Annotated in this window: 30 protein-coding genes; 19 read left to right on the forward strand and 11 right to left on the reverse strand. The window is 67.7% G+C overall.

Features of this window, described 5'->3' with window-relative positions:
* Window positions 1-65: 65 nt before the first annotated feature.
* Window positions 66-1,188 (forward strand): peptide chain release factor 2 gene (prfB, locus tag AC1ROD_RS08305; RefSeq protein ID WP_492947801.1). Its coding sequence is split into 2 segments (ribosomal slippage): window positions 66-134 and window positions 136-1,188, totalling 1,122 coding nucleotides; the frame shifts between segments, so codons are not numbered across the junction.
* Between the two features lie 180 nt (window positions 1,189-1,368).
* The gene (gene chrA / locus AC1ROD_RS08310) at window positions 1,369-2,583 is read left to right on the forward strand and encodes a chromate efflux transporter (RefSeq protein WP_492947802.1); all 1,215 of its coding nucleotides are present in this window, start codon (window positions 1,369-1,371) and stop codon (window positions 2,581-2,583) included.
* A 73-nt stretch (window positions 2,584-2,656) separates the two neighbouring features.
* Here the strand turns inward: chrA and AC1ROD_RS08315 are convergent, their stop codons facing one another.
* The 4 genes from AC1ROD_RS08315 to tyrS form a co-directional block, all read right to left on the reverse strand.
* A complete protein-coding gene (locus tag AC1ROD_RS08315) occupies window positions 2,657-3,238 on the reverse strand; it encodes a bactofilin family protein (protein ID WP_492947803.1) in 582 nt (193 codons plus the stop codon).
* The gene (locus AC1ROD_RS08320; RefSeq protein ID WP_492947804.1) at window positions 3,222-4,376 is read right to left on the reverse strand and encodes a M23 family metallopeptidase; all 1,155 of its coding nucleotides are present in this window, start codon (window positions 4,374-4,376) and stop codon (window positions 3,222-3,224) included. Before AC1ROD_RS08320 ends, AC1ROD_RS08315 begins: the two co-directional genes overlap by 17 nt.
* 181 nt (window positions 4,377-4,557) lie before the next feature.
* The gene (bcp, locus tag AC1ROD_RS08325) at window positions 4,558-5,034 is read right to left on the reverse strand and encodes a thioredoxin-dependent thiol peroxidase (protein ID WP_492947805.1); all 477 of its coding nucleotides are present in this window, start codon (window positions 5,032-5,034) and stop codon (window positions 4,558-4,560) included.
* A gap of 17 nt (window positions 5,035-5,051) precedes the next feature.
* Complete coding sequence (tyrS, locus tag AC1ROD_RS08330) at window positions 5,052-6,320, reverse strand: tyrosine--tRNA ligase (RefSeq protein ID WP_492947806.1); 1,269 nt, start codon at window positions 6,318-6,320, stop codon at window positions 5,052-5,054.
* A 201-nt stretch (window positions 6,321-6,521) separates the two neighbouring features.
* Here tyrS and AC1ROD_RS08335 point away from each other — a divergent pair, with 201 nt between their 5' ends.
* Genes AC1ROD_RS08335 through AC1ROD_RS08345 form a run of 3 tightly spaced genes read left to right on the forward strand, consistent with a single transcriptional unit; the run spans window position 6,522 to window position 9,217 of the window.
* A complete protein-coding gene (locus tag AC1ROD_RS08335) occupies window positions 6,522-7,043 on the forward strand; it encodes a DOMON-like domain-containing protein (protein ID WP_492947807.1) in 522 nt (173 codons plus the stop codon).
* A gap of 12 nt (window positions 7,044-7,055) precedes the next feature.
* Window positions 7,056-8,258: an exo-beta-N-acetylmuramidase NamZ family protein gene (locus tag AC1ROD_RS08340; protein WP_492947808.1), complete on the forward strand. Its 1,203-nt coding sequence runs from the start codon at window positions 7,056-7,058 to the stop codon at window positions 8,256-8,258.
* A 35-nt stretch (window positions 8,259-8,293) separates the two neighbouring features.
* A complete protein-coding gene (locus AC1ROD_RS08345; RefSeq protein WP_492947809.1) occupies window positions 8,294-9,217 on the forward strand; it encodes a DMT family transporter in 924 nt (307 codons plus the stop codon).
* A gap of 434 nt (window positions 9,218-9,651) precedes the next feature.
* On the opposite strand, the gene AC1ROD_RS08350 is transcribed toward AC1ROD_RS08345, so the two are convergent.
* Window positions 9,652-10,302, reverse strand: a complete 651-nt coding sequence (locus tag AC1ROD_RS08350; protein ID WP_207931755.1) for an alpha/beta hydrolase — start codon at window positions 10,300-10,302, stop codon at window positions 9,652-9,654.
* A gap of 158 nt (window positions 10,303-10,460) precedes the next feature.
* Here AC1ROD_RS08350 and AC1ROD_RS08355 point away from each other — a divergent pair, with 158 nt between their 5' ends.
* The 10 genes from AC1ROD_RS08355 to AC1ROD_RS08400 are packed head-to-tail and all read left to right on the forward strand — an operon-like array spanning window position 10,461 to window position 17,944.
* Window positions 10,461-10,943: an Rrf2 family transcriptional regulator gene (locus AC1ROD_RS08355; RefSeq protein WP_492947810.1), complete on the forward strand. Its 483-nt coding sequence runs from the start codon at window positions 10,461-10,463 to the stop codon at window positions 10,941-10,943.
* Window positions 10,940-12,079, forward strand: coding sequence for a cysteine desulfurase family protein (locus AC1ROD_RS08360; protein WP_492947811.1), 1,140 nt, complete (start codon window positions 10,940-10,942; stop codon window positions 12,077-12,079). Before AC1ROD_RS08355 ends, AC1ROD_RS08360 begins: the two co-directional genes overlap by 4 nt.
* Window positions 12,079-13,545: a Fe-S cluster assembly protein SufB gene (gene sufB, locus AC1ROD_RS08365; protein WP_492032956.1), complete on the forward strand. Its 1,467-nt coding sequence runs from the start codon at window positions 12,079-12,081 to the stop codon at window positions 13,543-13,545. Before AC1ROD_RS08360 ends, sufB begins: the two co-directional genes overlap by 1 nt.
* Window positions 13,542-13,784, forward strand: coding sequence for a hypothetical protein (locus AC1ROD_RS08370; RefSeq protein ID WP_492947812.1), 243 nt, complete (start codon window positions 13,542-13,544; stop codon window positions 13,782-13,784). The genes sufB and AC1ROD_RS08370 overlap by 4 nt, the downstream gene beginning before the upstream one ends.
* A gap of 2 nt (window positions 13,785-13,786) precedes the next feature.
* Entirely contained in the window at window positions 13,787-14,548 is a 762-nt protein-coding gene (gene sufC, locus AC1ROD_RS08375) for a Fe-S cluster assembly ATPase SufC (RefSeq protein ID WP_492948425.1), read from the forward strand.
* Complete coding sequence (gene sufD / locus AC1ROD_RS08380) at window positions 14,545-15,573, forward strand: Fe-S cluster assembly protein SufD (protein ID WP_492947813.1); 1,029 nt, start codon at window positions 14,545-14,547, stop codon at window positions 15,571-15,573. The genes sufC and sufD overlap by 4 nt, the downstream gene beginning before the upstream one ends.
* Before the next feature lie 2 nt (window positions 15,574-15,575).
* The gene (locus AC1ROD_RS08385; RefSeq protein ID WP_492947814.1) at window positions 15,576-16,796 is read left to right on the forward strand and encodes an aminotransferase class V-fold PLP-dependent enzyme; all 1,221 of its coding nucleotides are present in this window, start codon (window positions 15,576-15,578) and stop codon (window positions 16,794-16,796) included.
* Complete coding sequence (locus AC1ROD_RS08390; RefSeq protein ID WP_492947815.1) at window positions 16,796-17,179, forward strand: SUF system Fe-S cluster assembly protein; 384 nt, start codon at window positions 16,796-16,798, stop codon at window positions 17,177-17,179. The genes AC1ROD_RS08385 and AC1ROD_RS08390 overlap by 1 nt, the downstream gene beginning before the upstream one ends.
* A gap of 8 nt (window positions 17,180-17,187) precedes the next feature.
* The gene (locus tag AC1ROD_RS08395; protein ID WP_492947816.1) at window positions 17,188-17,583 is read left to right on the forward strand and encodes a HesB/IscA family protein; all 396 of its coding nucleotides are present in this window, start codon (window positions 17,188-17,190) and stop codon (window positions 17,581-17,583) included.
* Window position 17,584: 1 nt separating this feature from the next.
* Window positions 17,585-17,944, forward strand: a complete 360-nt coding sequence (locus AC1ROD_RS08400) for a TfoX/Sxy family protein (RefSeq protein WP_492947817.1) — start codon at window positions 17,585-17,587, stop codon at window positions 17,942-17,944.
* Between the two features lie 157 nt (window positions 17,945-18,101).
* Here AC1ROD_RS08400 and AC1ROD_RS08405 read toward each other — a convergent pair whose 3' ends face one another.
* The 3 genes from AC1ROD_RS08405 to AC1ROD_RS08415 all read right to left on the reverse strand — a co-directional run bounded on the left by AC1ROD_RS08405 (window position 18,102) and on the right by AC1ROD_RS08415 (window position 21,705).
* Complete coding sequence (locus AC1ROD_RS08405; RefSeq protein ID WP_492947818.1) at window positions 18,102-18,878, reverse strand: lysophospholipid acyltransferase family protein; 777 nt, start codon at window positions 18,876-18,878, stop codon at window positions 18,102-18,104.
* A gap of 89 nt (window positions 18,879-18,967) precedes the next feature.
* Entirely contained in the window at window positions 18,968-20,026 is a 1,059-nt protein-coding gene (locus AC1ROD_RS08410) for a GGDEF domain-containing protein (RefSeq protein ID WP_492947819.1), read from the reverse strand.
* Window positions 20,027-20,145: 119 nt separating this feature from the next.
* A complete protein-coding gene (locus tag AC1ROD_RS08415; protein ID WP_492947820.1) occupies window positions 20,146-21,705 on the reverse strand; it encodes a DEAD/DEAH box helicase in 1,560 nt (519 codons plus the stop codon).
* 249 nt (window positions 21,706-21,954) lie between these two features.
* Here AC1ROD_RS08415 and AC1ROD_RS08420 point away from each other — a divergent pair, with 249 nt between their 5' ends.
* Window positions 21,955-22,311: a hypothetical protein gene (locus AC1ROD_RS08420; protein ID WP_492947821.1), complete on the forward strand. Its 357-nt coding sequence runs from the start codon at window positions 21,955-21,957 to the stop codon at window positions 22,309-22,311.
* Between the two features lie 24 nt (window positions 22,312-22,335).
* Here AC1ROD_RS08420 and AC1ROD_RS08425 read toward each other — a convergent pair whose 3' ends face one another.
* The 3 genes from AC1ROD_RS08425 to AC1ROD_RS08435 all read right to left on the reverse strand — a co-directional run bounded on the left by AC1ROD_RS08425 (window position 22,336) and on the right by AC1ROD_RS08435 (window position 24,961).
* Window positions 22,336-23,304, reverse strand: coding sequence for a hypothetical protein (locus AC1ROD_RS08425; protein ID WP_492947822.1), 969 nt, complete (start codon window positions 23,302-23,304; stop codon window positions 22,336-22,338).
* 24 nt (window positions 23,305-23,328) lie between these two features.
* Window positions 23,329-24,297, reverse strand: coding sequence for a hypothetical protein (locus AC1ROD_RS08430; protein ID WP_492947823.1), 969 nt, complete (start codon window positions 24,295-24,297; stop codon window positions 23,329-23,331).
* Window positions 24,298-24,391: 94 nt separating this feature from the next.
* Entirely contained in the window at window positions 24,392-24,961 is a 570-nt protein-coding gene (locus AC1ROD_RS08435) for a LabA-like NYN domain-containing protein (RefSeq protein ID WP_492947824.1), read from the reverse strand.
* Window positions 24,962-25,013: 52 nt separating this feature from the next.
* Here AC1ROD_RS08435 and folK point away from each other — a divergent pair, with 52 nt between their 5' ends.
* The 3 genes from folK to rpoZ all read left to right on the forward strand — a co-directional run bounded on the left by folK (window position 25,014) and on the right by rpoZ (window position 26,551).
* Window positions 25,014-25,526 (forward strand): 2-amino-4-hydroxy-6-hydroxymethyldihydropteridine diphosphokinase, encoded by a 513-nt coding sequence (folK, locus tag AC1ROD_RS08440; RefSeq protein WP_492948426.1) that lies wholly within the window; start codon window positions 25,014-25,016, stop codon window positions 25,524-25,526.
* 103 nt (window positions 25,527-25,629) lie between these two features.
* Window positions 25,630-26,046, forward strand: coding sequence for a hypothetical protein (locus AC1ROD_RS08445; RefSeq protein WP_492947825.1), 417 nt, complete (start codon window positions 25,630-25,632; stop codon window positions 26,044-26,046).
* Between the two features lie 145 nt (window positions 26,047-26,191).
* On the forward strand, window positions 26,192-26,551 hold the full coding sequence (gene rpoZ, locus AC1ROD_RS08450; RefSeq protein ID WP_207931773.1) for a DNA-directed RNA polymerase subunit omega: 360 nt from the start codon (window positions 26,192-26,194) through the stop codon (window positions 26,549-26,551).
* Window positions 26,552-26,713 lie beyond the last annotated feature (162 nt).

Consider the following 26,713-nt stretch of genomic DNA (forward strand, 5'->3'; position numbering starts at 1 on the left):
ACCCTTCCTATTCCCCCCGGCGCGCTCTATGTCCGCGCCTCACTTATGTATCGCCGGAGATTGCGATGAGACCGGATGTCGAGGCCATGAAGGCCGACATCGAGCAGAGCGTCGCTCTGCTCAGGAGGCGTCTTTGACTGGGATGTCGCCGTCAGAAAGCTCGATGAGCTGAACGCCCGGGTCGAGGACCCGACCCTGTGGGACAAGCCCGACGAGGCCCAGGCCGTCAGTCGCGAACGCGCCCAGCTCGAAGGCAAGATCAACACCGTCAAGGAGATGGTGCGCGACCTGGAGGACGGCGTCATGCTGTCCGAAATGGCCGACGAGGAGGGCGACGAAGCCACCCTCGAGGAGGCCCGCGCCCAGCTCAAGGCTATCAAGGACCGCGCCGCCCGCGCCGAGCTGGAGGCCCTGCTGTCCGGCGAGGCCGACGGCAACGACGCCTATCTGGAAGTGAACTCCGGCGCCGGCGGCACCGAGTCCAACGACTGGGCCGGCATGCTGCTGCGCATGTACACCCGCTGGGCCAAGGCCCACGGCTATGAGGTCGAGATCGAGGCCATGGAAGACGGCGAACAGGCGGGGGTCAAGTCGGCGACCGTCCTGATCACCGGCCCCAACGCCTATGGCTGGCTGAAGTCGGAATCGGGCGTCCACCGCCTGGTCCGCATCAGCCCCTATGACGCCGCCGCCAAGCGCCACACCTCCTTCGCCTCCATCGGGGTGTCGCCGGTCGTGGACGATGCGATCGAGATCGACATCAACCCGTCCGACGTTCGCACCGACACCTATCGCGCGTCCGGCGCGGGCGGTCAGCACATCAACAAGACCGACTCGGCCGTGCGCCTGACCCACATCCCGACCAACACCGTGGTCGCCTGTCAGGCCGGCCGCTCCCAGCACCAGAACCGCGAGATGGCGTGGAAGATGCTGCGCGGCCGTCTGTACGAGCTGGAGCTGCAGAAGCGCGAGGCCGCGGCCCAGGCCCTGGCTGACGCCAAGACCGACATCGGCTGGGGTCACCAGATCCGCTCCTACGTCCTGCAGCCCTATCAGATGGTCAAGGACCTGCGCACCGAGGTCGAGACCTCGGACACTGCCGGGGTCCTCGACGGCGACCTCGACGCCTTCATGGGCGCCGCCCTGGCCCAACGGGTCGGCGAGACCCGCGGATCGTCGGTGGACTAAAGACAAGGGGCCCGGAGCGATCCGGGCCCTTTTGCTTTCGGGCGCGCTCAGGCCCCCCCTTTGACAAAGCCTCATCCGACCCACTAGCGTGATCATATCGGGCTCATGCGGACGCCCGGTCAGACGGAACCCGTCCAAGCGCCGCTCCTTGAACCGCGCCCGTCGCGGAGGAGACTGGCTATGACGACCGCCCTCGAAGACGCACGTCCGCCCGCCCTGTCCTACAGCCAGCTGTTTCTGCGGTTTCTCCGCTTTGGCCTGCTCGCGTTCGGAGGGCCGGTGGCGCAGATCGCGATGATCCGACGCGAACTGGTCGAGGAGGGGCGCTGGATATCGAGCGCCGGGTTCAACCGGTTGCTGGCCGTGATGCAGGTGCTTCCCGGACCCGAGGCCCACGAACTCTGTGTCCACCTCGGCATTCGGGCGAAGGGGCGGTGGGGCGGGCTTCTGGCCGGGTTTGCGTTCATGCTGCCCGGTTTCGTGCTGATGCTGGGCGTCGCCGCCGCCTATGTCGCGCTGGCCCCATCGAGGGACCTATTGGCGGGCGCCTTTCTGGGTGTCCAGATCGCCGTCATCGCCATCATCGTGCGGGCCGTTCAGCGCATCGGCAAACACGTTCTGGAGGACCGTGTGCTGTGGGGGCTCGCCTTCGCCAGCCTGGCCGGATCACTGATTGGCGTCAGCTTCTGGATTATCCTCGGGGCGAGCGGAGCGCTCTACCCGCTCGTTCAGTCACGGCGTTGGGGCTGGGCAGCTGGCGTCACAGGTCTCGCCATCCTGGCGGCCTTCGGGCTGTCTCATCTCTCCGGGCGATCGGTCTCGCTGGATGGTCTGGCCGTGGCGGGGGCGGCGGCGCCCGGCGCCTTGCTGATGTTCTGGACAGGACTGAAGGCCGGTCTGCTGACGTTCGGGGGAGCCTATACCGCAATCCCCTACGTCCGCACGGATACGGTCGGCCGGGGCTGGCTGTCGGACGCGACATTCCTGGACGGCGTGGCCTTCGCCGGGATGCTGCCGGCGCCTCTCGTCATCTTCTGCACCTTCGCGGGCTATGTGGTCGCCGGATGGGGCGGGGCGGTCGCGATCACGGCAGGGGTCTTCCTTCCCGCCTTCGCCTTCTCGATGCTCTTCTATGAACGTCTGGAGGAGTTCGCCGAAAACCCGCGGCTTCATCAGATTCTGGCCGGGGTCGCCGCCTCGGCGGTCGGGATCATTGCCGCCACCAGTCTGCAGCTGGCGTGGACGACGGCGCAAAGGGTCGCGCTGGCCGACGTCATTCCGGCCGTTCTCATCTTCCTTGGCGCCATGGCGGTGACGGTCAGGTGGAAGAGCCGGTTCAGCGCGCCAGTCGTCGTTCTTGTGGCCGCGCTCGCGGGTTGGGCCGCTCTGGCTTGAGGCGCCGCGTCGCCCAAACAGAAAGGGCCCGGATCGCTCCGGGCCCTTCTATGGTTCAGCCTGTGGCCAGTCCTCAGAAGCTGGGGATCTGGGGCTTGTCTTCGGCCGGCAGCGGCGGGGCGCTGAAGGCGTCGGCGGCCGGGGCGGGCGTCGGGACAGGCGTCGGAGCCGGGGCCACCGGAGCCACCACCGGAGCCTGCGGGCGGCTCTGCAGGACGCGGCCCTGGAAGTAGGCGCCGATGTCGATCGACAGCTGTTCGGCGGTGATGTCGCCGTCGACATAGGCGGTCGAGACCAGCTTGACCTGCTTGCCCGTGACGCCGCCGACGATGCGGCCGCGCACTTCGAGGTAGTCGGCGCTGACATTGCCCTCGACGGCGCCGGTCTCGCCGACGATCAGGCGGCCGACGCGGATGTCGCCCTTTACCGAGCCGTCGACCTGCAGGTCGCCGCCGCCGGTGACCGTGCCCTCGAACTGGAGGTCCGACGACAGGGTCGACAGGCCGCGCGACGAGATCGACGGGGCGGGAGCCGGGGTGGGGGCGCTGGTCATGGGACGTCCTGGCGAGGGCAGATCCGGCAGGGGCGGGATCGGCGCGGGTGTCGGCCGGGCTTGGCCGGGAGCGGGCGTGGCGGGCTTAGTCTTGTTGAACAAGTTGGTCTCCTGCTCTGAGGAAGCGGGCTGGATTCTGGGCTCGGCCGTTGACCCACACCTCGTAGTGCAGATGAACGCCCGTGGAGCGGCCGGTGGTTCCCATCGCGCCGATCCTCTGGCCAAGCGCGATCGCCTGGCCGGACTTGACGGCGATGGAGTTCAGATGGGCGAACCGGGTCTTGAAACCGTGCCCATGGTCTATCTCAACGGTGTTGCCATACCCTGAACGAACGCCCGTAAAAGAGATGACGCCGGGCGCCGTCGCATAGATGGGGGTGTTCAGCGGGGCGGCGAAGTCCTGGCCCTGATGCAGGGCGGGACGGCCGTTGAAGGGGTCGAAGCGGACACCGAAGCCCGAGGTGGTGCGGGCCTGGGTCGGGCGGGCGAACGGCAGGCCATCGGCGACGTCGGCCAGCCGGCGCATGTCGTTCAGATTGTCGGCGGCGTTGCGGATGCGGACGGCGAAGCCTTCATCGACGTCCAGGATGGCGGCCAGGGCGCGCGGGTCCTTGGCCTCGACCAGCGGACCGCCGAGGCCGGCGCCGTGGACGACATAGGCGGCCGGGTTCAGGCCGGCGAGGCGGAAGGCGAGGCGCAGCCGCTCGGCGCGGCTCTGGGCGACGGTCTCGGCGCGGGCGATCAGGCGGTCCTGATCCAGCCGCACGGCCATGACGCGCTGGACCGGGCTGTGGTTGGCGGGGTTCAGACCCTCGGCGGGCTTCAGGGCCGCCGAGGCGCCCGGGACGCCGTGGAACATGGACATGACGCCGGTCAGGGCCGCGTGGCGGTGCTCGACCATCTGGGCCATCTCGTCCAGCGAGCCGTTGGTCGCCGACATTCGCACCACGGCGGTCTCGAGGCGGGCCTGAAGGTCGGCGTTGGCGCGTTCGGAGGCGGCCCGGGCGCGCACGACCTGGCTGTCCGCCTGGGTCTGGGCCACGACGTCGAAGAGGAAGCCGCCCGAGGCGACCAGGGTCCAGCCGACCGCCAGCGCCGCGACGCCGGCCATGATCATCTGGCGTCCCGTCGTCAGCACATAGCCACGAACCTCGCCGTTGCTCTCACGCAGATAGAGACAACGCTCGGGGAATAGGCGTTCGATCAAGGAGCGCCTGACCACTCCTGTATCTTCCTGCATTGTAATCACGCCCCCACGCTTACGGGGACACTTATCCGGGAACAGAGGCAGGACGGCAACAGCGTTCACGCGTTGTTAACCATCATTGTGCGCCGCAACGCCTGAAACGAATCTAGGGCAGGGCCAGATTCGCGCCATTGGGGTATTGTTGCAGGGGCGCACTCTGCTTGCGCGGGTTAGATCAGGAGGCGGACAGTTCCTGGGCGGCCGCGAGCACCGCCGCCGCGTGGCCCTTGACCGACACCTTGCGCCATGTGCGGCGCACAACGCCTTCACCGTCGATCAGGAAGGTGGCGCGCTCGATGCCCATATAGACCCGGCCGTAGAGGGTCTTCTCGCCCCAGACGCCCCAGGCTTCGGTGACCGAGCCCGTCTCGTCCGAGCCGAGGATGACGCCCAGCGCCGCCTTGGTCTTGAACCGGTCCAGCTTCTTCACCGGGTCGCGGGAGACGCCGATGACGACGGCGTTGGCGGCGGCGAACTCATCGCCGAGGGCGGTGAAGTCCTGGCCCTCGGTCGTGCAGCCGGGGGTGTCGGCCTTGGGGTAGAAGTAGAGGACCACGGTCTTCCCCTTCAGCCCTTCGAGCGAGACGGAGCCGCCGCCGTCGACAGTCAGGTCGAACGCGGGGGCCTTTTGGCCTTCGGTGATGTCGGTCATCGGCGGCGGCTCCGGGCTCAGACGGGTTTGACCAGGACGATCTTCTTCTTGCCGGCGGCCAGCTTGATCACCCCGTCGGCATTGACGTCGGAGGCCTCGATCAGACGGGCGCCGTCGGCGATGGCCTCGTCGTTCAGACGCAGGCCGCCGCCCTGGGCCAGGCGACGCGCCTCGCCGTTGGACGCGGTCAGGCCGGCCTTGGTCACGACGGCCGCGACCATGGCCCCGATGACTTCGGCGGACGGCAGTTCGACGGTCGGCAGGTCGGCCGACAGCTGGCCCTTCTCGAAGGCGCTTTCGGCGGCCGCGCGGGCGGTCGCCGCCGCCTCGGCCCCGTGAAGCAGGGTCGTGGCGGCGTCGGCCAGCGCCTTCTTGGCGTCGTTGATGGCGGCGCCTTCCAGCGCCTCCAGACGGGCGATCTCGTCCAGCGGCAGGTCGGTGAACAGGCGCATGAACTTGCCCACGTCGCCGTCCTCGGCGTTGCGCCAGAACTGCCAGTAGTCGTAGGGGCTCAGCTGTTCGGCGTTCAGCCAGACCGCCCCTTGAGCCGTCTTGCCCATCTTGCCACCCGAGGCCGTGGTCAGCAGCGGCGTGGTCAGGCCGAAGGCCGATTTCTGGTCCACGCGGCGCACCAGGTCGACGCCCGAGACGATGTTGCCCCACTGGTCCGACCCGCCCATCTGAAGCGTGACGTTGTGGCGGCGGTTCAGCTCCAGGAAGTCCACCGACTGCATCAGCATGTAGTTGAACTCGAGGAAGCTCATCGGCTGCTCGCGCTCGAGCCGCAGCTTGACCGAGTCGAAGGCCAGCATGCGGTTGACCGTGAAGTGGGTCCCGTAGTCGCGCAGGAACTGGATGTAGCCGTACTGCGACAGCCAGTCGTCGTTGTTGATCAGGATGGCGTCCGTCGGGCCGTCGCCGAAGGTCAGGAAGACCTCGAACACCGACTTGATGGAGGCGATGTTGGCGGCGATGTCGGCGTCGGTCAGCTGGGGGCGCGAGGCGTCGCGGCCGGTCGGGTCGCCGACCTTGGTCGTGCCGCCGCCGATGATGACCACGGGCTTGCCGCCCGCCTGCTGCAGCCGGCGCAGCATCATGACCGAGATCAGGTTGCCGACGTGGAGGCTCTTGGCCGTCGCGTCGAAGCCGACATAGCCGACCACGATCCCGGCGGCGGCCGCCGCGTCCAGCTCGGCCGGATGGGTCACCTGATGGATGTAGCCGCGGTCACGCAGGGTGGTGAGGAAAGCGGACTTGAAGTCGGTGGGGGCAGGGGTCTCGGTCATGGCGGTTCCGTTAGCAGGGAGGCCGACGGGCGTCATCCGTTTCCGGAGGGGGCGCGCCGCCAGCGGGGGCGGCGCGTGGGTTCGCGGCCGCTCGCTAGCTCAGCGAGCGGTAATAGAGGCCGGTGCGGGCGAGGCGTGCGAACATGGTCCCTGCGTAGCTTCTGACGTTGACCCGCGTCAAGGTCGCGCTATCGAGGGAGGATGCGCGCCTCCCTGATCCCCTATCCCGGCACAACCGGCTCTCCGGCCGAGTCCATCGCGGTGGACATCCGGCGCAAGGGTGACCGGCTGGAACTGACCTATCGGGTGAGTGGCGACACGGCCCGGATCCGGCCGGCCGCGCCCGGGGAGGCGGTGCGGACCGACGAGCTGTGGCGGCGCACCTGCTTCGAGGCCTTCATCAGCACCGACGACGGCTACCGCGAGTTCAACTTCGCGACCACGGGCCAGTGGGCCTCCTACAGCTTCAGCGGCTATCGTCAGGACATGGCCGCGGCGCCCGAGGAGGCGGTGCTGACCAGCCTCGAAGGGCGGGGCGACTACCTCGACCTCGGCTTCGTCGTCGACCTGCCGGCCTCGGCCGACCGGCTGGCCCTGTCGGCCGTGATCGAGGACATCGACGGCGGTCTGTCCTACTGGGCTCTGGCCCATCCGTCGGCTAAGCCCGACTTCCACAACGCCCGTTCGTTCACGCTGGTCCTGCCGGCGTCCGACACCGAGTAGAGACGCCCGCCCATGAAGTTCGGCATCGACCGCCTGCTGTCCGACCCCGCCCTTCAGGCCGAGCTGAAGGGGCGGCGCGTGGCGCTGCTGGCCCATCCGGCCTCGGTGACGGCGGACCTGACCCACTCCATCGACGCGCTCGCGGCCCTGCCGGACATCACGCTGACCGCCGCCTTCGGGCCCCAGCACGGGATGAAGGGCGACCTGCAGGACAATATGATGGAGACGCCGGACGAGACCGATCCGGTCCACGGCATCCCCGTGTTCAGCCTGTACGGCGAGGTGCGCCGCCCGTCGGGCCAGTCGATGACCACCTTCGACGTCATCCTGATCGACCTGCAGGACGTGGGCTGCCGCATCTACACCTTCGTGACGACCCTGCTGTACGTGCTGGAGGCCGCAGCCGAGCACGGCAAGACGGTCTGGGTGCTGGACCGGCCCAACCCGGCGGGGCGGCCCGTCGAGGGGCTGACGCTGAGGCCGGGTTGGGAGAGCTTCGTCGGGGCCGGGCCCATGCCGATGCGGCACGGCATGACGCTCGGCGAGATGGGCCTGTGGTTCATCGACCACTTCGGGCTGAAGGTCGACTATCGCGTCATCGAGATGGAGGGCTGGGAGCCGGAAGAGGGCCCCGGCTACGGCTGGCCGCTGAGCGAGCGCAGCTGGATCAACCCCAGCCCCAACGCCCCCAATGTCTCCATGGTCCGGGCCTATGCCGGCACCGTCATGCTGGAGGGGGCGACCCTGTCCGAGGGACGCGGCACGACCCGTCCGCTGGAGCTGTTCGGGGCTCCCGACATCGTCGCCCGCGACGTCATCGCCGAGATGCGGCGCCTCGCGCCCGAGTGGCTTCAGGGCTGCGTCCTCAGGGACTGCTGGTTCCAGCCGACCTTCCACAAGCATGTCGGCCAGCTCTGCAACGGGGTCCAGATCCACGTGGACGACCCCCACTATGACCACGCCGCCTTCAAGCCGTGGCGGGTCCAGGCCCTAGCCTTCAAGGCGGTTCGCAACCTCTATCCCGACTACGACCTGTGGCGCGACTTCCCCTATGAGTACGCCTTCGGCAAGCTGCCGATCGACACGATCAACGGCGGTCCGGCCCTGCGCGAGTGGGTGGACGACCGGTCGGCCACGGCCGCCGATCTCGACGCCCTGACCCTGCCGGACGAGGCGGCCTGGGAAGAGGCGCGGAAGCCCTTCCTGCTCTATTGAACGCTCCCTCGAACCGGTGGCCCCAAGGACGCTGGATGGGCGTCGCCTGCGGTGTCGGGGCCGGGGCCATGTGGGGCATGGTCTTCCTGGCGCCCAAGGCCACGCCGGACGCCTCTCCGGCCCTGATGGCGGCCGGGCGCTACCTCGCCTATGGCCTGATCGCGGCGGTGCTGGTGGCCCCGCGCTGGCGGCGGCTGACGGCCCTGCTGACAGGTGAGGCCTGGCGGGCGCTGGTGCTGCTGAGCGTGCTCGGGAACCTGCTCTACTACGCCCTGCTGGTGGTCGCCGTGCACTGGGCCGGGGTCTCGGCCAGCGCCCTGATCGTCGGGATGGTGCCGGTGGTGGTGGCCCTGTGGGGTCTGCGCGAGCCCGGCGCGGCGCCGTTGAAGCGGATCGCCCCGGCTTTGGCGCTGGCGGTCATCGCCGTGGTCCTGATCGGGCACGAAGCCTCGCATGGCGGAGCCGGGGAGGGCGCGCGATCCCTGTGGAGCAGCCTGCTCGGCCTCGCTTGCGCCATCGCCGCCCTGCTGTCCTGGTCGGCCTATGCGGTGTTCAACAGCCGCTGGCTGGACGGGCTGCCGCAGGTCTCGGCCCACGACTGGTCGCTGCTGACCGGGGTGGTGACGGGCGGGCTGTCGCTGGGGCTGGCGGTGCTGGTCCTGTTCGATCCGCCGGCTTGGGGAGGAGCCGACTGGGGCCTGTTCGCCGGCGTCTCGGCGGCGGTGGCCTTCGGCGCCTCCATCGTCGGCAACGCCTTCTGGAACCGCGCCAGCCGCCTGCTGCCCATGACCCTGATGGGCCAGATGATCGTCTTCGAGACCCTGTTCGCCCTGGCCTACGGCTTCCTTCTGGCCCGGCGCGGACCGACCCTGCTGGAGGGGTTGGCCGTGGTCCTGATGGTCGCCAGCGTCCTGCTCAGCGTCCGGGCCCATGGTCCGGAGGTGGAGGCGGAGCGGTAGGTTTTGCACTCGGAAAAGAGTGGGTGCAAAAGGTGCAATTGCGAAGGTGGCGGGTCAGGTATCGGTTGTAAATATCTGAATCTGAAGGATCGGTATCGCGATAGGGATTTGCACTCGGCTTGCACTCAGGGTGCGAGGCGTGGCGGGATGTCAAAGACCGGGGAGAAGGAGTCTAACCCGGATTTGGGGCATGCTGGGCCGATTGGCTGGTGGCGCGAAGAAGGCGCGGCGGATCAGCCGGTTGGATGTCGAGGGTATGCGCATTCGACCCCTCTCCCGGAGGGAGAGGGAGGGGCCCGCGAACGGAGTGAGTGGGAGGGTGAGGGGTTCTGTCGCTCACCGGTGAGGGGATAACCCCTCACCCTTTCGGCTGGCGGATCGCCTGCGGCTTTCTGAGCCTCAAGCCCTCTCCCGACGGGAGAGGGTGATGGTTATCAGGCCGGCTTTTCTTCCAGGCGCTTGTCGAGGTAGGCGCCGACGCGGCGGTCGACGGCGTCCATGTGGTTTTGCCAGAAGTGGCTGGCGCCGTCCTCCAGCTCATAGTCGATGACGATACCCTTCTGGGTGCGCAGCTTGTTGACCACGCGCTCGACCTCGACCGGCGGCACGATGCTGTCGGCCGTCCCGTGCAGGAACAGGCCCGAGGCCGGGCAGGGGGCGAGGAAGGAGAAGTCGTACATGTTCGACGGCGGCGACACCGAGATGAAGCCGTCGGTCTCGGGCCGGCGCATCAGCAGCTGCATGCCGATATAGGCGCCGAACTGATAGCCGGCGACCCAGGTCTGGGTGGCGGCGGGGTTGTTGGCCTGGAGCCAGTCCAGGGCGGTGGCGGCGTCGGCCAGCTCGCCGATGCCCGAATCGAACTCGCCCTGGGACTTGCCCACGCCGCGCGAATTGTAGCGCAGGGTCGCGAAGCCGCGCTTCACGAACAGCTGGTACAGGGTCACCGCCACCGGGTTGTTCATGTGACCGCCCGCCTTGGGGTGCGGGTGCAGGATCAGGGCGATCGGGGCGTTGGCGCGCTTGCCCGGGGAATAGCGACCTTCGATACGACCGGAGGCGCCGGGCAGGATGACTTCAGGCATGAGGCTCTGGAATCCGTTCACATATGTCGTTTCAGCGGCATGAATACTTGACCGCTGCAGTAGGACTTTCTAAGTCCCCCGTGCGCGCCGCCGCCTTGCAGAAGGCGCGGGTCTTAGCACAGGACCCCCGAAAAGCGCGAGAATTTTGAAGGTGCGGGATGCGTCTGTCGACCAAGGGACGATACGCCGTGATGGCGATGGCCGATCTGGCGAAGAACAGCCGGGCGGATGACGGCGCCGCGCGTGCGGTTTCGCTCGCCGAAATCGCACAAAGGCAAGAGATTTCGCTGAGTTATCTGGAACAGCTGTTCGCTCGACTGAGGAAGGGTGGCCTGGTCCAGAGCGTACGCGGTCCCGGCGGCGGCTACCGGCTGGCCAAAGGCGCGCATGAGACGGTGGTCGCCGACATCGTTCTGGCGGTCGACGAGCCGATCCGCGCGACCCGCTGCGTCGGCCATTCCTCGCCCAAGGGCTGTATGATGGCCGGGGAACGCTGCATCACCCACAATCTCTGGGAAGACCTCGGCGACGAAATCCACCGCTATCTGGCCGGCGTCTCGCTGGAAGACGTGGTGATGAACCGCACGGGCGCGCGGCGCCGGGAAGCGGAAGCGGTGATCGTCGTGGAGGAGGCCGCATGAGCGTCTACCTCGACTACAACGCCTCGGGGTTGATCCGGCCGGAAGTGCTGGAGGTCATGACGGCGATCCTGGCCGAGGGCGGCAACGCCTCGGCGGTGCACGCCCTGGGCCGCAAGGCGCGGGCGCGGATCGAGACGGCGCGGGCCCAGGTGGCGGCCCTGGTCGGCGCCGATCCGACGGCGGTGATCTTCTCGTCCGGCGGCACGGAATCCAACGGTCAGGGTCTGGCCAGCGCGCTCGCGGCCGGCTGCGAGCGGCTGATCGTCAGCGCGACCGAACACCCCTGCATCCTCGAAGCGGCTGTCGCCTCGGGCAAGCCGGTGAAGATGCTGCCGGTCGACACCAATGGCGTGATCCAGCTGGGCAAGCTGTCCGAACTGCTGCGCCTGCCGGGCAAGGCGGTGGTGGCCATCCACCATGCGAACAATGAGAGCGGCGTCGTCCAGCCCATCGCCGCGGCCGCCCGGATCGTGCGCGAGGCCGGCGGCTGGCTGCACGTCGATGCGGTACAGTCGGCGGGCAAGATCCCGGTCGAGATGCGCAGCCTCGGCGCCGACAGCCTGACCCTCTCGGCGCACAAGCTGGGCGGACCGCAGGGCGTCGGCGCGCTGGTGATGGGCGAGGGCCGGTCGGCGGTCGCCGTGGTCCATGGAGCCGGTCAGGAGCGCGGCATGCGCGGCGGCACGGAGAATGTCGCGGGCGTCGCCGGCTTCGGCGTGGCTGCGGAATGTTCGTTGCGCGACCTGCCCTATGTCGAGGCGCACAAGCCCTGGCGCGACGCGGCCGAGAAGACGGTCACCGCCGCCGGCGCCGTGATCATCGGCGGGGCGGTCGAACGCCTGCCCAACACCCTGTTCATGGCTGTCGCCGACTGGGACAGCCCGCAGCAGGTGATCACCCTGGACCTGGCCGGGATCATGGCCTCGGGCGGATCGGCCTGTTCCTCGGGCAAGACCAGGCCCTCGCGCGCCATCCTGGCCACGGGCCGCGCCGACCTGTCGACCGGAGGCGTGCGCGCCTCGGGCGGCTGGACCACCACCGAAGATGACTGGATCCGTTTCGCGACGACCTGGGCCAAGGCCTATGCCGCCCAGCGCGAACGGATCGCCGAGCGTAGCAAGAGGGAGGTCGCGTAATGGCCGCCGTTCAGGAAACCATCGACGCCGTCGCCGCGCTGGAGAAGTACGAGCACGGCTTCACCTCCGACATCGAACAGGAGTTCGCGCCGCGCGGGCTGAATGCCGATATCGTCCGCTTTATCAGTGAGAAGAAGGGCGAACCTGAGTGGATGCTTGAATGGCGTCTGGCGGCCTATGAGCGCTGGCAGGCCATGGAGGAGCCGACCTGGGCCTCGGTGAAATACGAGCCGGTCGACTATCAGTCGCTGTTCTACTACGCCGCGCCGAAGAAGAAGGACGGGCCCAAAAGCCTCGACGAGGTCGATCCCGAACTGCTGGCCGTCTATGCCAAGCTGGGCATTCCGCTGAACGAACAGGCGGTGCTGGCGGGCGTCGAAGGCGCGCCGAAGTATGCGGTGGACGCCGTCTTCGACAGCGTCAGCGTGGTCACCACCTTCAAGGCCGAGCTGGCCAAGGTCGGGGTGATTTTCATGCCGATTTCCGAGGCCTTGCGCGAATATCCTGATCTGGTGCGTCAGTATCTGGGATCGGTCGTGCCGGTCTCTGACAACTATTTCGCGGCCCTGAACTCGGCGGTCTTTTCGGACGGGTCATTCGTCTACATCCCGCCGGGCGTGCGCTGCCCGATGGAGCTGTCGACCTATTTCCGAATCAATGCGAGCCAGACCGGGCAGTTCGAACGCACCCTGATCATCGCCGACAAGGGCAGCTACGTTTCGTACCTCGAAGGCTGCACGGCGCCGATGCGCGACGAGAACCAGCTGCACGCGGCCGTGGTCGAGATCGTGGCCCTGGACGACGCCGAGGTGAAATACTCGACCGTCCAGAACTGGTATCCGGGCGACGCCGAGGGCAAGGGCGGCATCTACAACTTCGTGACCAAGCGCGCCGACTGCCGCGGCGACCGGTCGAAGGTCAGCTGGACCCAGGTCGAGACCGGCTCGGCCGTGACCTGGAAATACCCTTCCTGCATCCTCAAGGGCGAGGAGAGCTCGGGCGAGTTCTATTCGATCGCCATCACCAACGGACATCAGCAGGCCGACACCGGCACCAAGATGATCCATCTGGGCAAGAACTCGAAGTCGCGGATCATCGCCAAGGCGGTGTCGGCGGGCAAGTCGGACTCGACCTATCGCGGTCTGGTCTCGGTGCATCCGAAGGCCACCGGGGTGCGCAACTTCACCCAGTGCGACAGCCTGCTCATCGGCAAGGACTGCGGCTCGCACACCGTGCCCTATATCGAGGCGCGCAACGGCTCGGCCCAGCTGGAGCATGAGGCGACGACGACGCGCCTGTCGGACGACCAGCTCTTCTACGCCCAGCAGCGCGGCCTGTCGCAGGAAGAGGCCGTGGCCCTGCTGGTCAACGGCTTCGTCCGCGACGTCATGCAGAAGCTGCCGATGGAGTTCGCCGTCGAGGCCCAGAAGCTGGTGGCGATCTCGCTGGAAGGGAGCGTGGGGTGAGTGCGGCTTGGGAACAGGTCGCCGCGAGCCCCGAAGACGTTCCGGTCGTTCTCGCGTGGGAGGCAGTCGATCGTCTTCAGGCGCTGTTTGAGGGCCGAAGTGACCTGCAGCGACGGGCTGCCCTCAAAGGCGTGAGCGAGTTCGCTTATCGCGCTGTGAATATCGGTCTGGTCGATGCCGAAGGCATGGCCAGTCAACTTGAAGCCATGGCGGGCTATGTCCGCAAGAATATGAAGTGACCATGCTCTCCATCTCCAACCTCCACGTCTCCGTCGGCGACAAGCCGATCCTCAAGGGGCTCACGCTCGATGTGCCCGCCGGGGAGGTGCACGCCATCATGGGGCCGAACGGGGCGGGCAAGTCGACGCTGGGCTACGCCCTGTCGGGCCGGCCGGGCTATGAGGCGACCGAAGGCTCGGTCGAATGGAACGGCGACGACATGCTGGCGCTGGATCCGGCCGAGCGCGCCGCGAAAGGCGTCTTCCTGTCCTTCCAGTATCCGGTCGAGATCCCGGGCGTGCCGGCCATGACCTTCGTGCGCACGGCCCTGAACGCCCAGAAGCGCGCGCGCGGCGAAGCCGAGGTCTCGGCGCCGGAGTTCCTGAAGCTGGTCAAGGCGGCCTCGGCCAGGCTGAAGATGAATTTCGACATGCTCAAGCGGCCGCTGAACGTCGGCTTCTCGGGCGGCGAGAAGAAGCGGATGGAGATTCTGCAGATGGCCCTGCTGGAGCCGTCGCTGCTGATCCTCGACGAAACCGATTCCGGCCTGGACATCGACGCCCTGCGCATCGTGTCGGAGGGGGTGAACGCCCTGCGTTCGCCCGACCGCTCCATGCTGGTCATCACCCACTATCAGCGGCTGCTCGACTACATCAAACCCGACCGGGTGCATGTCCTGGCCGCGGGCCGCATCGTCGCCTCGGGCGGGCCGGAGCTGGCGCTCAAGCTGGAGGCGGAGGGCTACGACCAGTACCTGCCGCCCGTCCCCGAGATTGCCGCGTGACCGCGCTCGACATCACCGACGCCTCCACCTTCCCCTCGCGGCGGACGGAGGCGTGGAAATACAGTGATCTGCGCCGGGTTCTGAAGGACGCGCCTCAGCCGTCGCCGAGCGGCGTCCTGAACGGCCCCGGCGCCTTCGACGCCCTGAACGGCGACGCCATCGTCTTCGTCAACGGGGTAGCGGTGGGCGTGGACGCCTTCGTGGCCTCGGGCGAACAGACCCTGCGCCTGCGCTTCATCTCCGACGCGACCGACGCGGCGCAGGTCGGGACAGGCCATTCGACCGCCGTTCAGGTCGCGGCCCGGGCCGGGGCGAAGCTGCTGCTGCTGGAGACCCATGAGGGTCGCGGCGGCGCCTATGTGGCTCACAACCGCCTGACCATCGACGTGGCGCCGGGCGCCGAGGTGACCCGCATCGTCCTGGTCGAGGAGCCGGCCGACGCCATCTCGGTGACCGAGGCCCAGGTCAAGGTTGCGCCGGGCGGCCTCTATCGCCAGACCATCGTCGCCACGGGCGCGAAGCTGCAGCGGCTGGAGACCCACGTCGCCCACGGGGCCGAGGGCGCCGATGTGCGTCTGGACGGCCTCTACGCCCTGACCGGGGCGCGGCACACGGACCTGACCAGTGTCGTCGACCATCTGGCCGCCGACGGTCAGACCTCGCAGCTGACCAAGGGCGTGGTGCGCGACACGGCGCGCGGCGTCTTCCAGGGCAAGATCGTCGTCGAGCGCGGCGCGGACGGCACCGATGCGCGGATGGGCCACCATGCGCTCATTCTCGGTGAGCGGGCCGAGATCGACGCCAAGCCCGAACTGATCATCTATGCCGACGACGTCCAGTGCGCCCACGGCAATACGGTCGGCAATCTGGATGAGAGCGCCCTGTTCTACATGCAGCAGCGCGGCATTCCGGCCGACGAGGCGCGCGCGCTTTTGACCCAGGCCTTCCTGATCGAGGTCGTGGACCGGATCGAACACGAACAGGCGCGGGAGGTGGTCCGGTCATGGCTGACGGAACGCCTCTGATCATGACGGCTTTTGATCCCTACGCCGCGCGCGCCCAGTTCCCGATCCTGTCGCGGACGGTGAACGGCAAGCCGCTGGTCTATCTGGACAATGCCGCCTCGGCCCAGAAGCCGCGGGCGGTGATCGACAATCTGGTCGCCCAGATGGAGGGCAGCTACGCCAACGTCCATCGCGGCCTGCACACCCTGTCGAACGAGGCGACCGACGCCTTCGAGGCGGCGCGCGAGACCGTGGCGCGGTATCTGAACGCCCCCAGCCCTGAGACCATCGTCTGGACCAAGGGCGGGACCGAGGCGATCAATCTGGTGGCCAATGGCATCGGCCTGTCCATCCAGCCGGGCGACGAGATCATCATCTCGGAGATGGAGCACCACTCCAACATCGTGCCCTGGCATCTGCTGCGTGAGCGGCGCGGGGCGGTGCTGAAGTGGATCCCGGTGCTGCCGGACGGCTCGCTGGACATGGCGGCCTATGCCGAACTGCTGGGGCCGAAGACGCGGATGGTCGCGGTCACCCATATGTCGAACGTGCTGGGGACCATCAATCCGGTCGCCGAGATCACCCGACTGGCCCATGCGGCCGGAGCCCGCGTCCTGATCGACGGCTGTCAGGGGGCGGTGCACGCCGCGCCGGATGTGCAGGCCATCGGCTGCGACTTCTATGTGGTCACGGGCCACAAGCTTTATGCGCCCACCGGCATCGGGGCCCTGTACGGGACCGCCGAGGCGCTGGAGAGCCTGCCGCCCTATCAGGGCGGGGGCGAGATGATCGAGACGGTCGAGCGCGACCGGATCACCTATGCGAAGCCGCCGCATCGGTTCGAGGCGGGCACCCCGCCGATCATCGAGGCCATCGGCCTGGGCGCGGCGCTGGAATGGCTGTCGGGCTTCGACCGGGCGGCGATCGCGGCCCATGAGCACGCCCTCTACCAGCACGCGGTCGCGCGTCTGGAGGGGCTGAACTGGCTCCGGATTCTGGGGCAGGCCGAAGGGAAGGGGGCGATCCTCGCCTTCACCGTGGACGACGCCCACGCCCACGACATCGCCCAGATCATGGATCGCTATGGTGTCGCCGTGCGCGCGGGCCTGCACTGCGCCGAGCCGCTGGCGAAAAGAATGGGCGTAACGTCGAGCACCCGCGCCAGCTTCGCCCTATATAACACCATGGAGGATACAGACGCCTTCGTGGATGCGCTGATCAAGGCGCGCGAGTTCTTTGTGTGATGACCGACCAGACCGACACCGACGCCTTCGCCGCCGCCTGGGACGAGCCCCAGAAGAGCGCCCTGTCGCAGGCCGAGCTGAACAAGCTGACCGACGACCTGATCGAGGCGCTGAAGACCGTTTATGACCCGGAAATCCCGGTCGACATCTATGAGCTGGGTCTGATCTACAAGGTCGACGTCAACGACGACCGCGACGTGATCATCGACATGACCCTGACGGCGCCGGGCTGTCCGGTGGCCGGCGAGATGCCGGGCTGGGTCGAGGATGCGGTGACCAAGGTGGACGGTGTGAAGTCGGCCAAGGCCAATCTGGTGTTCGACCCGCCGTGGGATTCCTCCAAGATGAGCGACGAGGCCAAGCTGGCCCTGAACATGTTCTGAGAGCGCAGATGACCGAGCTTCAGACCACCACCCGTCCCCGCCGTCCGCGCCCCAAGGCCGTGACCCTGACCGACGCCGCCGCCGGGCGGGTGCAGGAGATCATGACCAATGCGGACAAGCCGTACATCGCCCTGCGCGTCGGGGTGAAGAACGGCGGCTGCGCGGGTCAGGAATACACCTTCGCCTATGCCGAACAGATCGAGCCGCTGGACGAGGTGGTCGAGGACAAGGGCGTCACAATTCTGATCGATCCCAAGGCGATCCTGTTCCTGATCGGGTCCGAGATCGACTATGAGACGACGAAGCTGTCGTCGAAATTCGTGTTCCGCAATCCGAACCAGACCGACGCCTGCGGCTGCGGCGAGAGCGTGACCATCATCCCGGCCAAGGCGCTGGAAGCCTAGGTTGGGCGCGCGCGATCCGGATTTCGAGGAATGGGTGCGCGAGCATTTTGCGGCGCTGGGGCCTCTCGAGATCAAGCGGATGTTCGGCGGGGCCGGAGTCTATCGCCAGGGCGTCATCTTCGCCCTTCTGGACGACGGCGTGGTCTGGCTGAAGGGCGACGAGACCAATATCCCGGCGCTGGAAGCGGCGGGCTCGCGCCAGTTCACCTATCCGGGCAAGGACGAGGTCGAGATGAAGCTCGGCTACTGGAGCCTGCCGGACAGCGCGACGGATGATCCCGACGAGGCGGCGGAGTGGGGCCGCGGGGCGTTCGAGGTGGCGCTCAGGAAGGCCGCGGCGAAGCCGGCTCGGAAGAAGTGATCCTTCTCCCCCTGCGGGAGAAGGTGGCCGAGCGCAGCGAGGTCGGATGAGGGGTTGTGCCGTCGTCTGACGCTGGAAAGCGGCTCACCGGACAGGCCTGCGTGACCCCTCATCCGTCAGCCTTCGGCTGCCACCTTCTCCCGCAGGGGGAGAAGGGTCAGGAACTGGTCTTCACCCGCGCCGCCTCATCCTCGGACAGCACGCGCACGGCGTGCGATACCGGCTTGCCCGTGGCCTCGGCGATCAACTCGTCGGTCTTGCCCTCGATCACCCCTTCGAGGCGGGCGAGGAATTCCTCCTTGCCGAGGCCGGTGGGGATGGGGTCGAGGAACTCCAGCGTCGCCACGCCAGGATGCTTCTCATACTTTTCCTCGGGCCAGAACAGGCCGAGGTTGGTGGCCAGAGGGACCACCTGCATGTCGAAGTCGCGGTACATGTGCCAGACGCCGGAGCGGTAGCGGTATTTGGTCCCGATCTTCGCCAGATGGCCCTCGGGGAAGATCAGGATCTTCCGTCCCTCTGCATGGGCGTCGGCGCCGCGCTGCTTGAGGGAATCGCGGGCCTCGCGGCCGCCGCAGCTGTTGACCACGATGGCGCCCAGCTTGTTGAGCACCGCGCCCAGCAGCGGAAACTTCTCCAGATGGTCGCCGGTGACGAAGGCCAGGTCGTCGAACTGGTCGTAGGTGGCGAAGCCGTCGCCCCAGGACTGGTGTTTGGAGGCGATGATGAAGGCGCCCGTCGGCAGCCGCTCGCGCCCGCGCACCTGGATCGAGATCCCGGCGAAGACGCGCATGGCCTGCACCATCCGCTTCACATAGCGGCGGATGACCCAGGTCGTGGCCTCACGTCCGGGCGTCAGGGCCGCGAAGGCCGCCGTCAGGCCGTAGAAGATCGACAGAGCCCAGTAGGCGACGTTGAAAGCAAAGCTTCGCATAGACATCCTTGGGCGCTAGCGTTCGCGGCGCGGCCGCTCACTGCTTGAGCGCAGGACTATGGCACGGTTCGCGGCGACGTCTCGCCTGATCAGGCGGCGGCGGGCAGCCGTTCGCCGTTGGTGACCATGTTCCGGCCGCCACGCTTGGAGGCGTAGAGGGCCTCGTCGGCGCGGTCGAGCAGCAGGGTGCCGGTCTCGCCGGGGCGGCGCTGGGCCAGACCTGCAGAGATGGTTACGGCGCCGAGCTCGTCATTGGTCGAGCGGCGACGCAGGGCGCGCGAGCCGATTTCCTCGCGGATGGCGTTGAGCGCGGCCTCGACCTGCAGGGCGCCTTCGCCTGGGAAGATGATGGCGAACTCCTCACCGCCGTAGCGGGCCGCGACGCGCGGGTTTTTGGAGATGCGGCCGATGACGCTGGCGACGTAGCGCAGGACTTGGTCGCCGGTCTGGTGGCCCCAGGTGTCGTTGAACCGCTTGAAGTGGTCGATATCGAGGACGGCCAGGGTCACGACCGAGTTGTCGGCCTCGGCCTGGTCGCAGGCGCGCAGCAGCTCTTCGTCGAAGGCCTTGCGGTTGGCGAGGTTGGTCAGGGCGTCGGTCATGGCGTCGCGGCGCACCTGTTCCAGGTGTTCGCGCAGGCGGGCCACTTCCTTCGTCGAGGTTTCCAGGCGGCGTTCCAGGGTGGCGTTCTCGCGCTGGACGCGGGTGGTGGCGTCGGTCAGGCCGGTGACCAGTTGCTTGAGGTCGGCCGGGGCGGCGCCGACGCTGTCGATCTTGGCTCCGGTCTCGGCCAGGGTTTCGCCATAGGCCGCCTGGGACTCACGGGCTTTGGCGATGGCGTCGGAAACGCTGGACAGTTCGCGGTTCAGCACGGCGCCGGCGTCGCGGATCTCTTCCGACAGGCGGCCGCGCGGCAGATATTCGGCGGCCAGCATCTCGGCCGTGCCTTCGGTGAAGGCGTCCTTGGCGCTCAGCAGGCGGGTGATCTCACGGCCGAGCGGGCCTTCGGGATCGCCGACATAGTGCAGCCACAGCTCGAAATTCAGCGGCGTCGGCCAGACGCCGGCGGTTTCCATCTCGGACAGGGCGCGCCTGGCGAGTTGGAAGGCCTCCGGGCCCCGAAGCGCTGTTTCGACCTGACTGGCCATCGATATCCCCCGATACGTCTTCTGACGCCGACGGGAGAGAGGTTAGCGGCGGTTCCGTAACGGCGAGTTAAGCGGAGCAGGAAAACGCCGATGTTCGTCCATTAATCGGGCGCGGCCCCTCAGGCGCGAACCGGAACCGGACGGCGCAGGAAGGCCGGGATGTCGGTGCCGAAGCCGGAGCCTTCCTTGGCGGGCGGCAGTTCGCGGTCCTTCGAGGCGCCCGGGCGGTCGGCCTGACGCAGCTTGGGTTCGCGGGCCGGGCGGGCGTCCGATGCGGCTTCAGCGGCGACCGGAGCGACGGCTTCGGCGACGGCTTCAACCGGGGCGGCCTTGTCGGCGCCGCGGCCACGGCGGCTGCGGGTGCGGCGGGCCGGGGCCTCGTCGGTTGAGGCGACGGCTTCGGCGGCGGGGGCGGCGACGGTCTCGACGACCTCGGCCTCGGCGGTCTTCTCGCCACGGGGGGCGCGGCCACGGCTGGAGCCCCGGCCTTCCGGACGGCCCTCGGGCTTGTCACGGCCGGAATCGCGGCGGCCGCCGAGTGCAGACCAGTCGATGTCCAGCTTCAGCTCTTCGGGGGCCATCTTGATCAGCTTCAGGACCTTATCCAGGCCCTTGTCGTCGGCCGGGGTCACGATCATGAAGGCCTGACCCTTCTTGCCCGCGCGACCGGTGCGGCCGATGCGGTGCACGTAGTCGTCGGCGTGGTGCGAGACGTCGTAGTTGAAGACGTGGCTGACGTCCGGGATGTCCAGGCCGCGCGCGGCGACGTCGGAGGCCACCAGGATCTTGAGCGCGCCCGAGCGGAAGTCCGCCAGGGTCTTCATGCGCAGCGACTGGTCGAGGTCGCCGTGGATCGGGGCGGCGTCGAAGCCGTGCGACTTCAGCGACTTGGCGACGACGTCGACTTCGGATTTGCGGTTGCAGAAGACGATGCCGTTGCGGACGTCCTCACGACCGACCAGCTCGCGCAGGGCGGCGCGCTTGGCCTTGGGGTCCGAGGTCGGGATGCGGACCAGATACTGGGTGATGGTCTCCGCGGTCTGGGCCGGGCGCGAGGCCTCGATCCGGGTCGGGTCCTTCAGGAAGGCCTGGGTCAGGCGGGTGATCTCAGGCGGCATGGTCGCCGAGAAGAACAGGGTCTGGCGCTTGGGCGGCGTCAGTTTGAAGATGCGTTCGATGTCCGGGATGAAGCCCATGTCCAGCATGCGGTCGGCTTCGTCGACGACCATCAGCTCGACGCCGGTCAGCAGCATCTTGCCGCGCTCGAACAGGTCCAGCAGGCGGCCGGGGGTCGCGATCAGGACGTCCACGCCCTTGTTCAGCGCCGCGACCTGGTCGCCCATGGAGACGCCGCCGATCAGCAGCACCCAGCTCAGCTTGGTGCCCTTGGCGTATTTCTCGAAGCTCATCGCGACCTGGTCGGCCAGCTCGCGGGTCGGGGCCAGGACGAGGGCGCGGGGCATGCGGGCCCGGGCGCGGCCCTTGGACAGCTTGTCGATGAGGGGGAGGGTGAAGGCGGCGGTCTTGCCGGTGCCCGTCTGGGCGATGCCCAGCACGTCGCGGCCGGCGAGGGCCACGGGAATGGCCTGGGCCTGGATCGGGGTCGCGGTCGTATAGCCGGTATCGGCGACCGCCTGCAGGGTCGTGGGCGAGAGGCCCAGGTTTGCGAATTCAGTCATGGGTCCTTGGGAAGTCAGGGGAACGCCCAGCGTGGGCGTGCGTGCGATGCGCGGAACCGCCCCTCGGTGGGCGAGCGGGCGGCGCGGATTCGCCAGACCTGTCCCGAACGTGGGCCGCATATAGAAGCCCCCTCGCCAGAGTCAAGTATTCCGGGGATCTCAGGGCCTCTGCGGGCGTTCTCTGGACGAAGGTTGCAAAACCCGTTCGATAGACGATAGTTAACGCGGGGAAGGTACGAGGGCTTTGAAATGAAGCGCTTTTTGTGCGCTGCAATAGCAGCGGCATGGGTCTGCGCGTCACCGGCTTCGGCCGACGTCAGCGCGGCTTTCGGCAATACGGTCGTATCCCACTATCCGGACGGCGGCTGGGTCAAACACTGGTTCAACCGCGACGGCAGCTATTCGGCCGAGTTCTCGGACGGGCGGCGGATCACCGCGACCTGGCGGGTCGAGGGCGACAGGGTCTGCCTGAACGGCATCCGGCCCTCCTTCATGATGATCTCGCGGTTCTGCTCGCCGATGATCGAGGGCAGGGTCGGCGACCGCTGGGCGTCGCGTGATCCCCTGGGCCGCCGGGTGCAGAACGAGCTGATCCCGGGGCGCTGACCCCGGGACCAGAGACGGTCCGGCTTATTCGCCCTGTGAGGCATCGTCCTGCGTCGTCAGACGGTGATGCGCTCGCACGATGGCGCTGGCGACCTCGTTGCGGGCGGTGTTCTGGTTCCGGCGGGTCATGACGCTGTGGTACAGCCCCTGGAGATAGGTCTTGTCCCAGTTGGTCAGGCCGGGCGTGTCGGCAGGATCGGCGAACACGTTCAGGATGGTGGAGTAGCCGCTGGTGTCGGCGTCCGGGTCGATCTGCGCCAGACCAACCATCGCGACATAGTCGGCCAGTTGCGCCAGTCCAACGTTCGACACCTGGTCCACGTCGACGATGACGAAGACCTGTTTGATGTCGTCTTCGGTGGAGCTCAACACGCGCGAGGCGCTGGTTCTGACCGACGGGGCGAAATCGCTCGCGTGTCCCGTGCAGCCGCTGTCCGCGCACGTGCCCGGAAGACGCACAGCGACCTCGCCTTCGTCGTTCGTCGGGACGCTGACGTGCCACCAGCGAACGGGGCGATCGGTAGTTTCGAAGGCTTCCAGGGCGCTGCGGCCCCGGTCCATTCCGGCGCCCCCGACACGGAAGACGCGCTCGCGGCCGGCGACGAAGGCCGGGGTGAAGCTCTGGGCGTCGACCGTGGCGATGATCGTGAGATTGGGCCTGCAGCCCGGTTGACCCGGAGTCAGACCGACCTCACGGGCGACGTCGGACACGCGGTCGACCAGATACCGGGCGGCTTCACCCCTCAGATTGGCGACGCCGACGCAGACGCCGTCGCGCCAGCGCGCCAGCCCGCGGTTCCGGGCCGGAGCGCCGACCTCGCGCACGAAATTCTGGACCTGCTCATCCAGACGACGCCCTTCGACGACGACGTCTTCCAGATCGGTCGGGGCGTCGGCGGACGGGATGGCGGGCGCGGTTTGCGGCAGCGTCTGGGCGGAAGCGGCGTCCGGCGTGCTCGAAAGCACCAGGGCGGCGAGGAGAGTGGCGAGCATGGCGTATGGCTCCCTTGGGACCGGCTACTGGGCTTCTTCGGCGGCGATGAGCGTGCGGTGGGCGCGGATGATCGAGTTGGCGACCTCCGTGCGGGCCCCGTTGCGATTCCTGAGGGTCCGCTGGGTCTGATAGAGGCCTTCCAGATAGGCCATGTCCCAGTTGGTCAGGCCCGAGGTCTGGGCAGGGTCGTCGAACAGGTTGAGCACGGTCGCATAGCCGCTGGTGTCTGCGTCCGGATTGATCTGCGCCAGGGAGACCATGGCGATATAGTCGGCGAGTTGTGCGAGCGACACCGTATCGATCTTGTCGACGTCGACGATGACGAAGATCCGCTTGGAATCGTCGACGATCTGGGTGGTCAGGCGGGACGCCGTGCGGACGTTGATGATGGGCGCCGCCGCCAATGTGCTGCCTTCCCCGTAGGCAAGGTTGCCGTCGCCGGGCAGGCGCACGGCGCGGTCGCCGGTGTCCCTGTCGACCGGAATGCTGACGTTCCACCAGCGGATGGGCCGATCGATGGTCTTGAAGCGTTCAAGGCTGTTCCGGCCAAGATCCATGCCGGCTCCGCCGACAATGAAGAGGCCGGGACGCTCCTCCACGAACTGTTGGGTGAAGGCGGAGGAATCAACGGTGGCGATCACGATGACGCTGGGGCTGCAGCCGGGGCCGCCGGCGCGAAGGCCGATATCCTGAGCCACGGTCGAAACCCGGTCCGCGATATATTGCGCTGTTTCCGCCCGCAGGTTCACCACGCCGACACAGACGCCGTCACGCCAGCGCGCCAGGCCGCGCCCCCGTGCAGGCTGGCCCACCTCGCGCACGAAGTCCTCGGTCATGTCCTGAAGACGGCGTCCCTCGACCACGATGTCGTCCAGATCGGTCGGAGCTTCGACTGAAGGAATGGCGGGGGCCGTCTGCGGGGCCGGGGTCTGGACTGAAACGGCGTCCGGCGCGCTCGAAAGCATCAGGGCAGCGAGGAGAGGGGCGAGCATCGGCGGGTCTCCCAAAAGCATTTAGCAACCGACGCTATCGCGGATAGGGAAGACTGACAATCGGAAGTGGAGTCGCGCGGAAGATTTCTCGCGATCAGGTTTCGTCGCTGAAATTGCGGACGGACGGGGAGGGCGAGGCGCTCTTCGGCCGGGTCCAGTCGTCCAGCCGGTCGGCCAGATCGATATAGTCGTCCGCCTGACGCCGCAGCTCGTCGGCGATCATCGGCGGCTGGCTTTTTGTCGTGGAGACGACGGTGACGCGCACCCCCTTCGCCTGCACCGCCTGGACCAGCCGGCGGAAGTCGCCGTCACCCGAGAACAACACCCTGTGATCCAGATGCGGGGCCATTTCCAGCATGTCGACGGCGATCTCGACGTCCATATTGCCCTTGGTTCTGGTGTGCCCTTGGGCGTCGGTGAACCGCTTGACCGGCTTGGTCACGACCGAGAAGCCGTTGTAGCCCAGCCAGTCGACCAGGGGGCGGATCGGAGAGAACTCTTCGCCCTCGACCACGGCCGTGTAATAATAGGCCCGAACAAGGACGGCCTTTTCGCGGAACGACCCGAGAAGTTTTCGGAAATCCAGATCGACGTTCAGCGCCCTGGCTGCCGAGTAGAGATTGGCCCCGTCGATGAACAGGGCGATGCGATCGGACGGGTACATGGAAGGCTCCAGCGCAATATCGACCTCAGGCCGCGTGGGCGTCAGCGTCAATATGGACGCCGATCTCGACCTGGACGGAGCTGTCATCGTCGCCCTGGGGTGCAATGACAAGGGGGTCTGGCCGTCGTGCCGCGATGCGCTCGAGGCCGCCCTGACCCGGTTCCGCTCCGAGGGCATTGATGTGGTGGCGAAGTCGTCGTGGTGGAGCTCGCAGGCCTGGCCCGATCCGAGCGATCCGCCGTTCCTGAACGGGGTGGTGCTGGTGCGCACCGATCTGGACCCCCACGCCCTGATGGCGGCGCTGGGACGGATCGAGGAATGCTTCGGCCGCCAGCGCAGCGTGCCCAATGCGCCGCGGACCCTGGACCTCGACCTGATCGCCTATGGCCGCGAGCGCGGCGACTGCGAGGGTCTGATTGTGCCGCACCCGCGTGCGGCCGACCGGCTGTTCGTCATGGGGCCCCTGGCCGAGATCGCGCCGGACTGGCGACACCCGGGCGGCGGCTTCGCCAAGGCTCTGGCCCTGACGGCGACCGTGGGGACGGATGCGCGACCGTTGAGTTGAGGCCAACTCGCCTGACGGGAAATCGGCTTTGACAACGCCCGTTCGCGCTGAATAACGTCAAGCTTGTCGCCCGGGGGAAAACGAGGCGACGGGGGGACTTCACATGATTATCGTCTGGTCGGGCTGGGGCGCGCTTGTCGCCGTGTTTGTCGTCGTCGGCTTCTTTGTCGGCATTCCTCTGGGCGGGCTGATCTCTCCCGACCAGAACATCGGCATGGGGGTGGCCTTCATCACCAGCGGCCTGCTGGCCGGGCTGGGGAGCTTCTTCCTGGCCCGCAAGATCGAGAGCGGCGAATCGCGCGCCTTCATCGACGAAAAGACCCAGGAGCGCATCGTGGTGCGCAAGAGCGCCGGGTCTCTGTTCTTCATCCCGACCCGCTACTGGGCCTATGTCGCGCCGGTGCTGGGCATCGTGCTGGCGGTTCTCGTGATGATGAACCCGTCGACGGGCGGCGGGACCGGAGCCGCCACGGCCGGGGTTCCGGCAGCGCCTGCCTCGGGGCCAGCGCCCACCGCCTGAGACCTCGCGCGCGGCAGGATCAGGGTGACAATCGTCGCGCGGGTTGATCCCCGCGCGCCGCCGCCTCACAATCGCCCCTCTGGCGTTGCACAAATCCGTGCATACCTGTATTGGGCGCGGTTCTCCCGCCGCACGAGGATTCTTGATGGCTCGCGTCACTGTCGAAGACTGCATCCAAAAGGTGCCGAACCGCTTTGGTCTGGTTCTGCTGGCCGGCAACCGCGCCCGCGCGATCGCCAACGGCGCCGCCCTGACCCTGGATCGCGACAACGACAAGAACCCGGTCGTCGCCCTGCGCGAGATCGCGGACGAAACCGTCCTGCCGGCCGAGCTGATGGAGACCGTCGTGGTCGCCCTGCAGCGCGTCGACGAGCGCACGGAAGCCGAGGACGAAGCGGAAATCGTCGGCCTGCTGGCTGAGCCGCAGCACATGAACATGGCCGAGCAGGAGCTGATCCGCGCCCTGCAGAGCGACCGGGACGGCGGGCAGGAGGAACGGTACTGACGGCGGAACCCGCCAACGGTATCACGATCCTCCCGGCGCGGGCCGGCAAGTCCCCGCCGCAGCCGAATGTCGCCAATAACAACGACCCTGTTTCGCCGTCGGAGACGCCTCCGGCGGCGAAACGCGTTCCGATCCTGCGTCAGTTCGAGCTGATCGAGGCGG

Source organism: Brevundimonas sp. GW821-FHT12E07 (assembly GCF_058807035.1).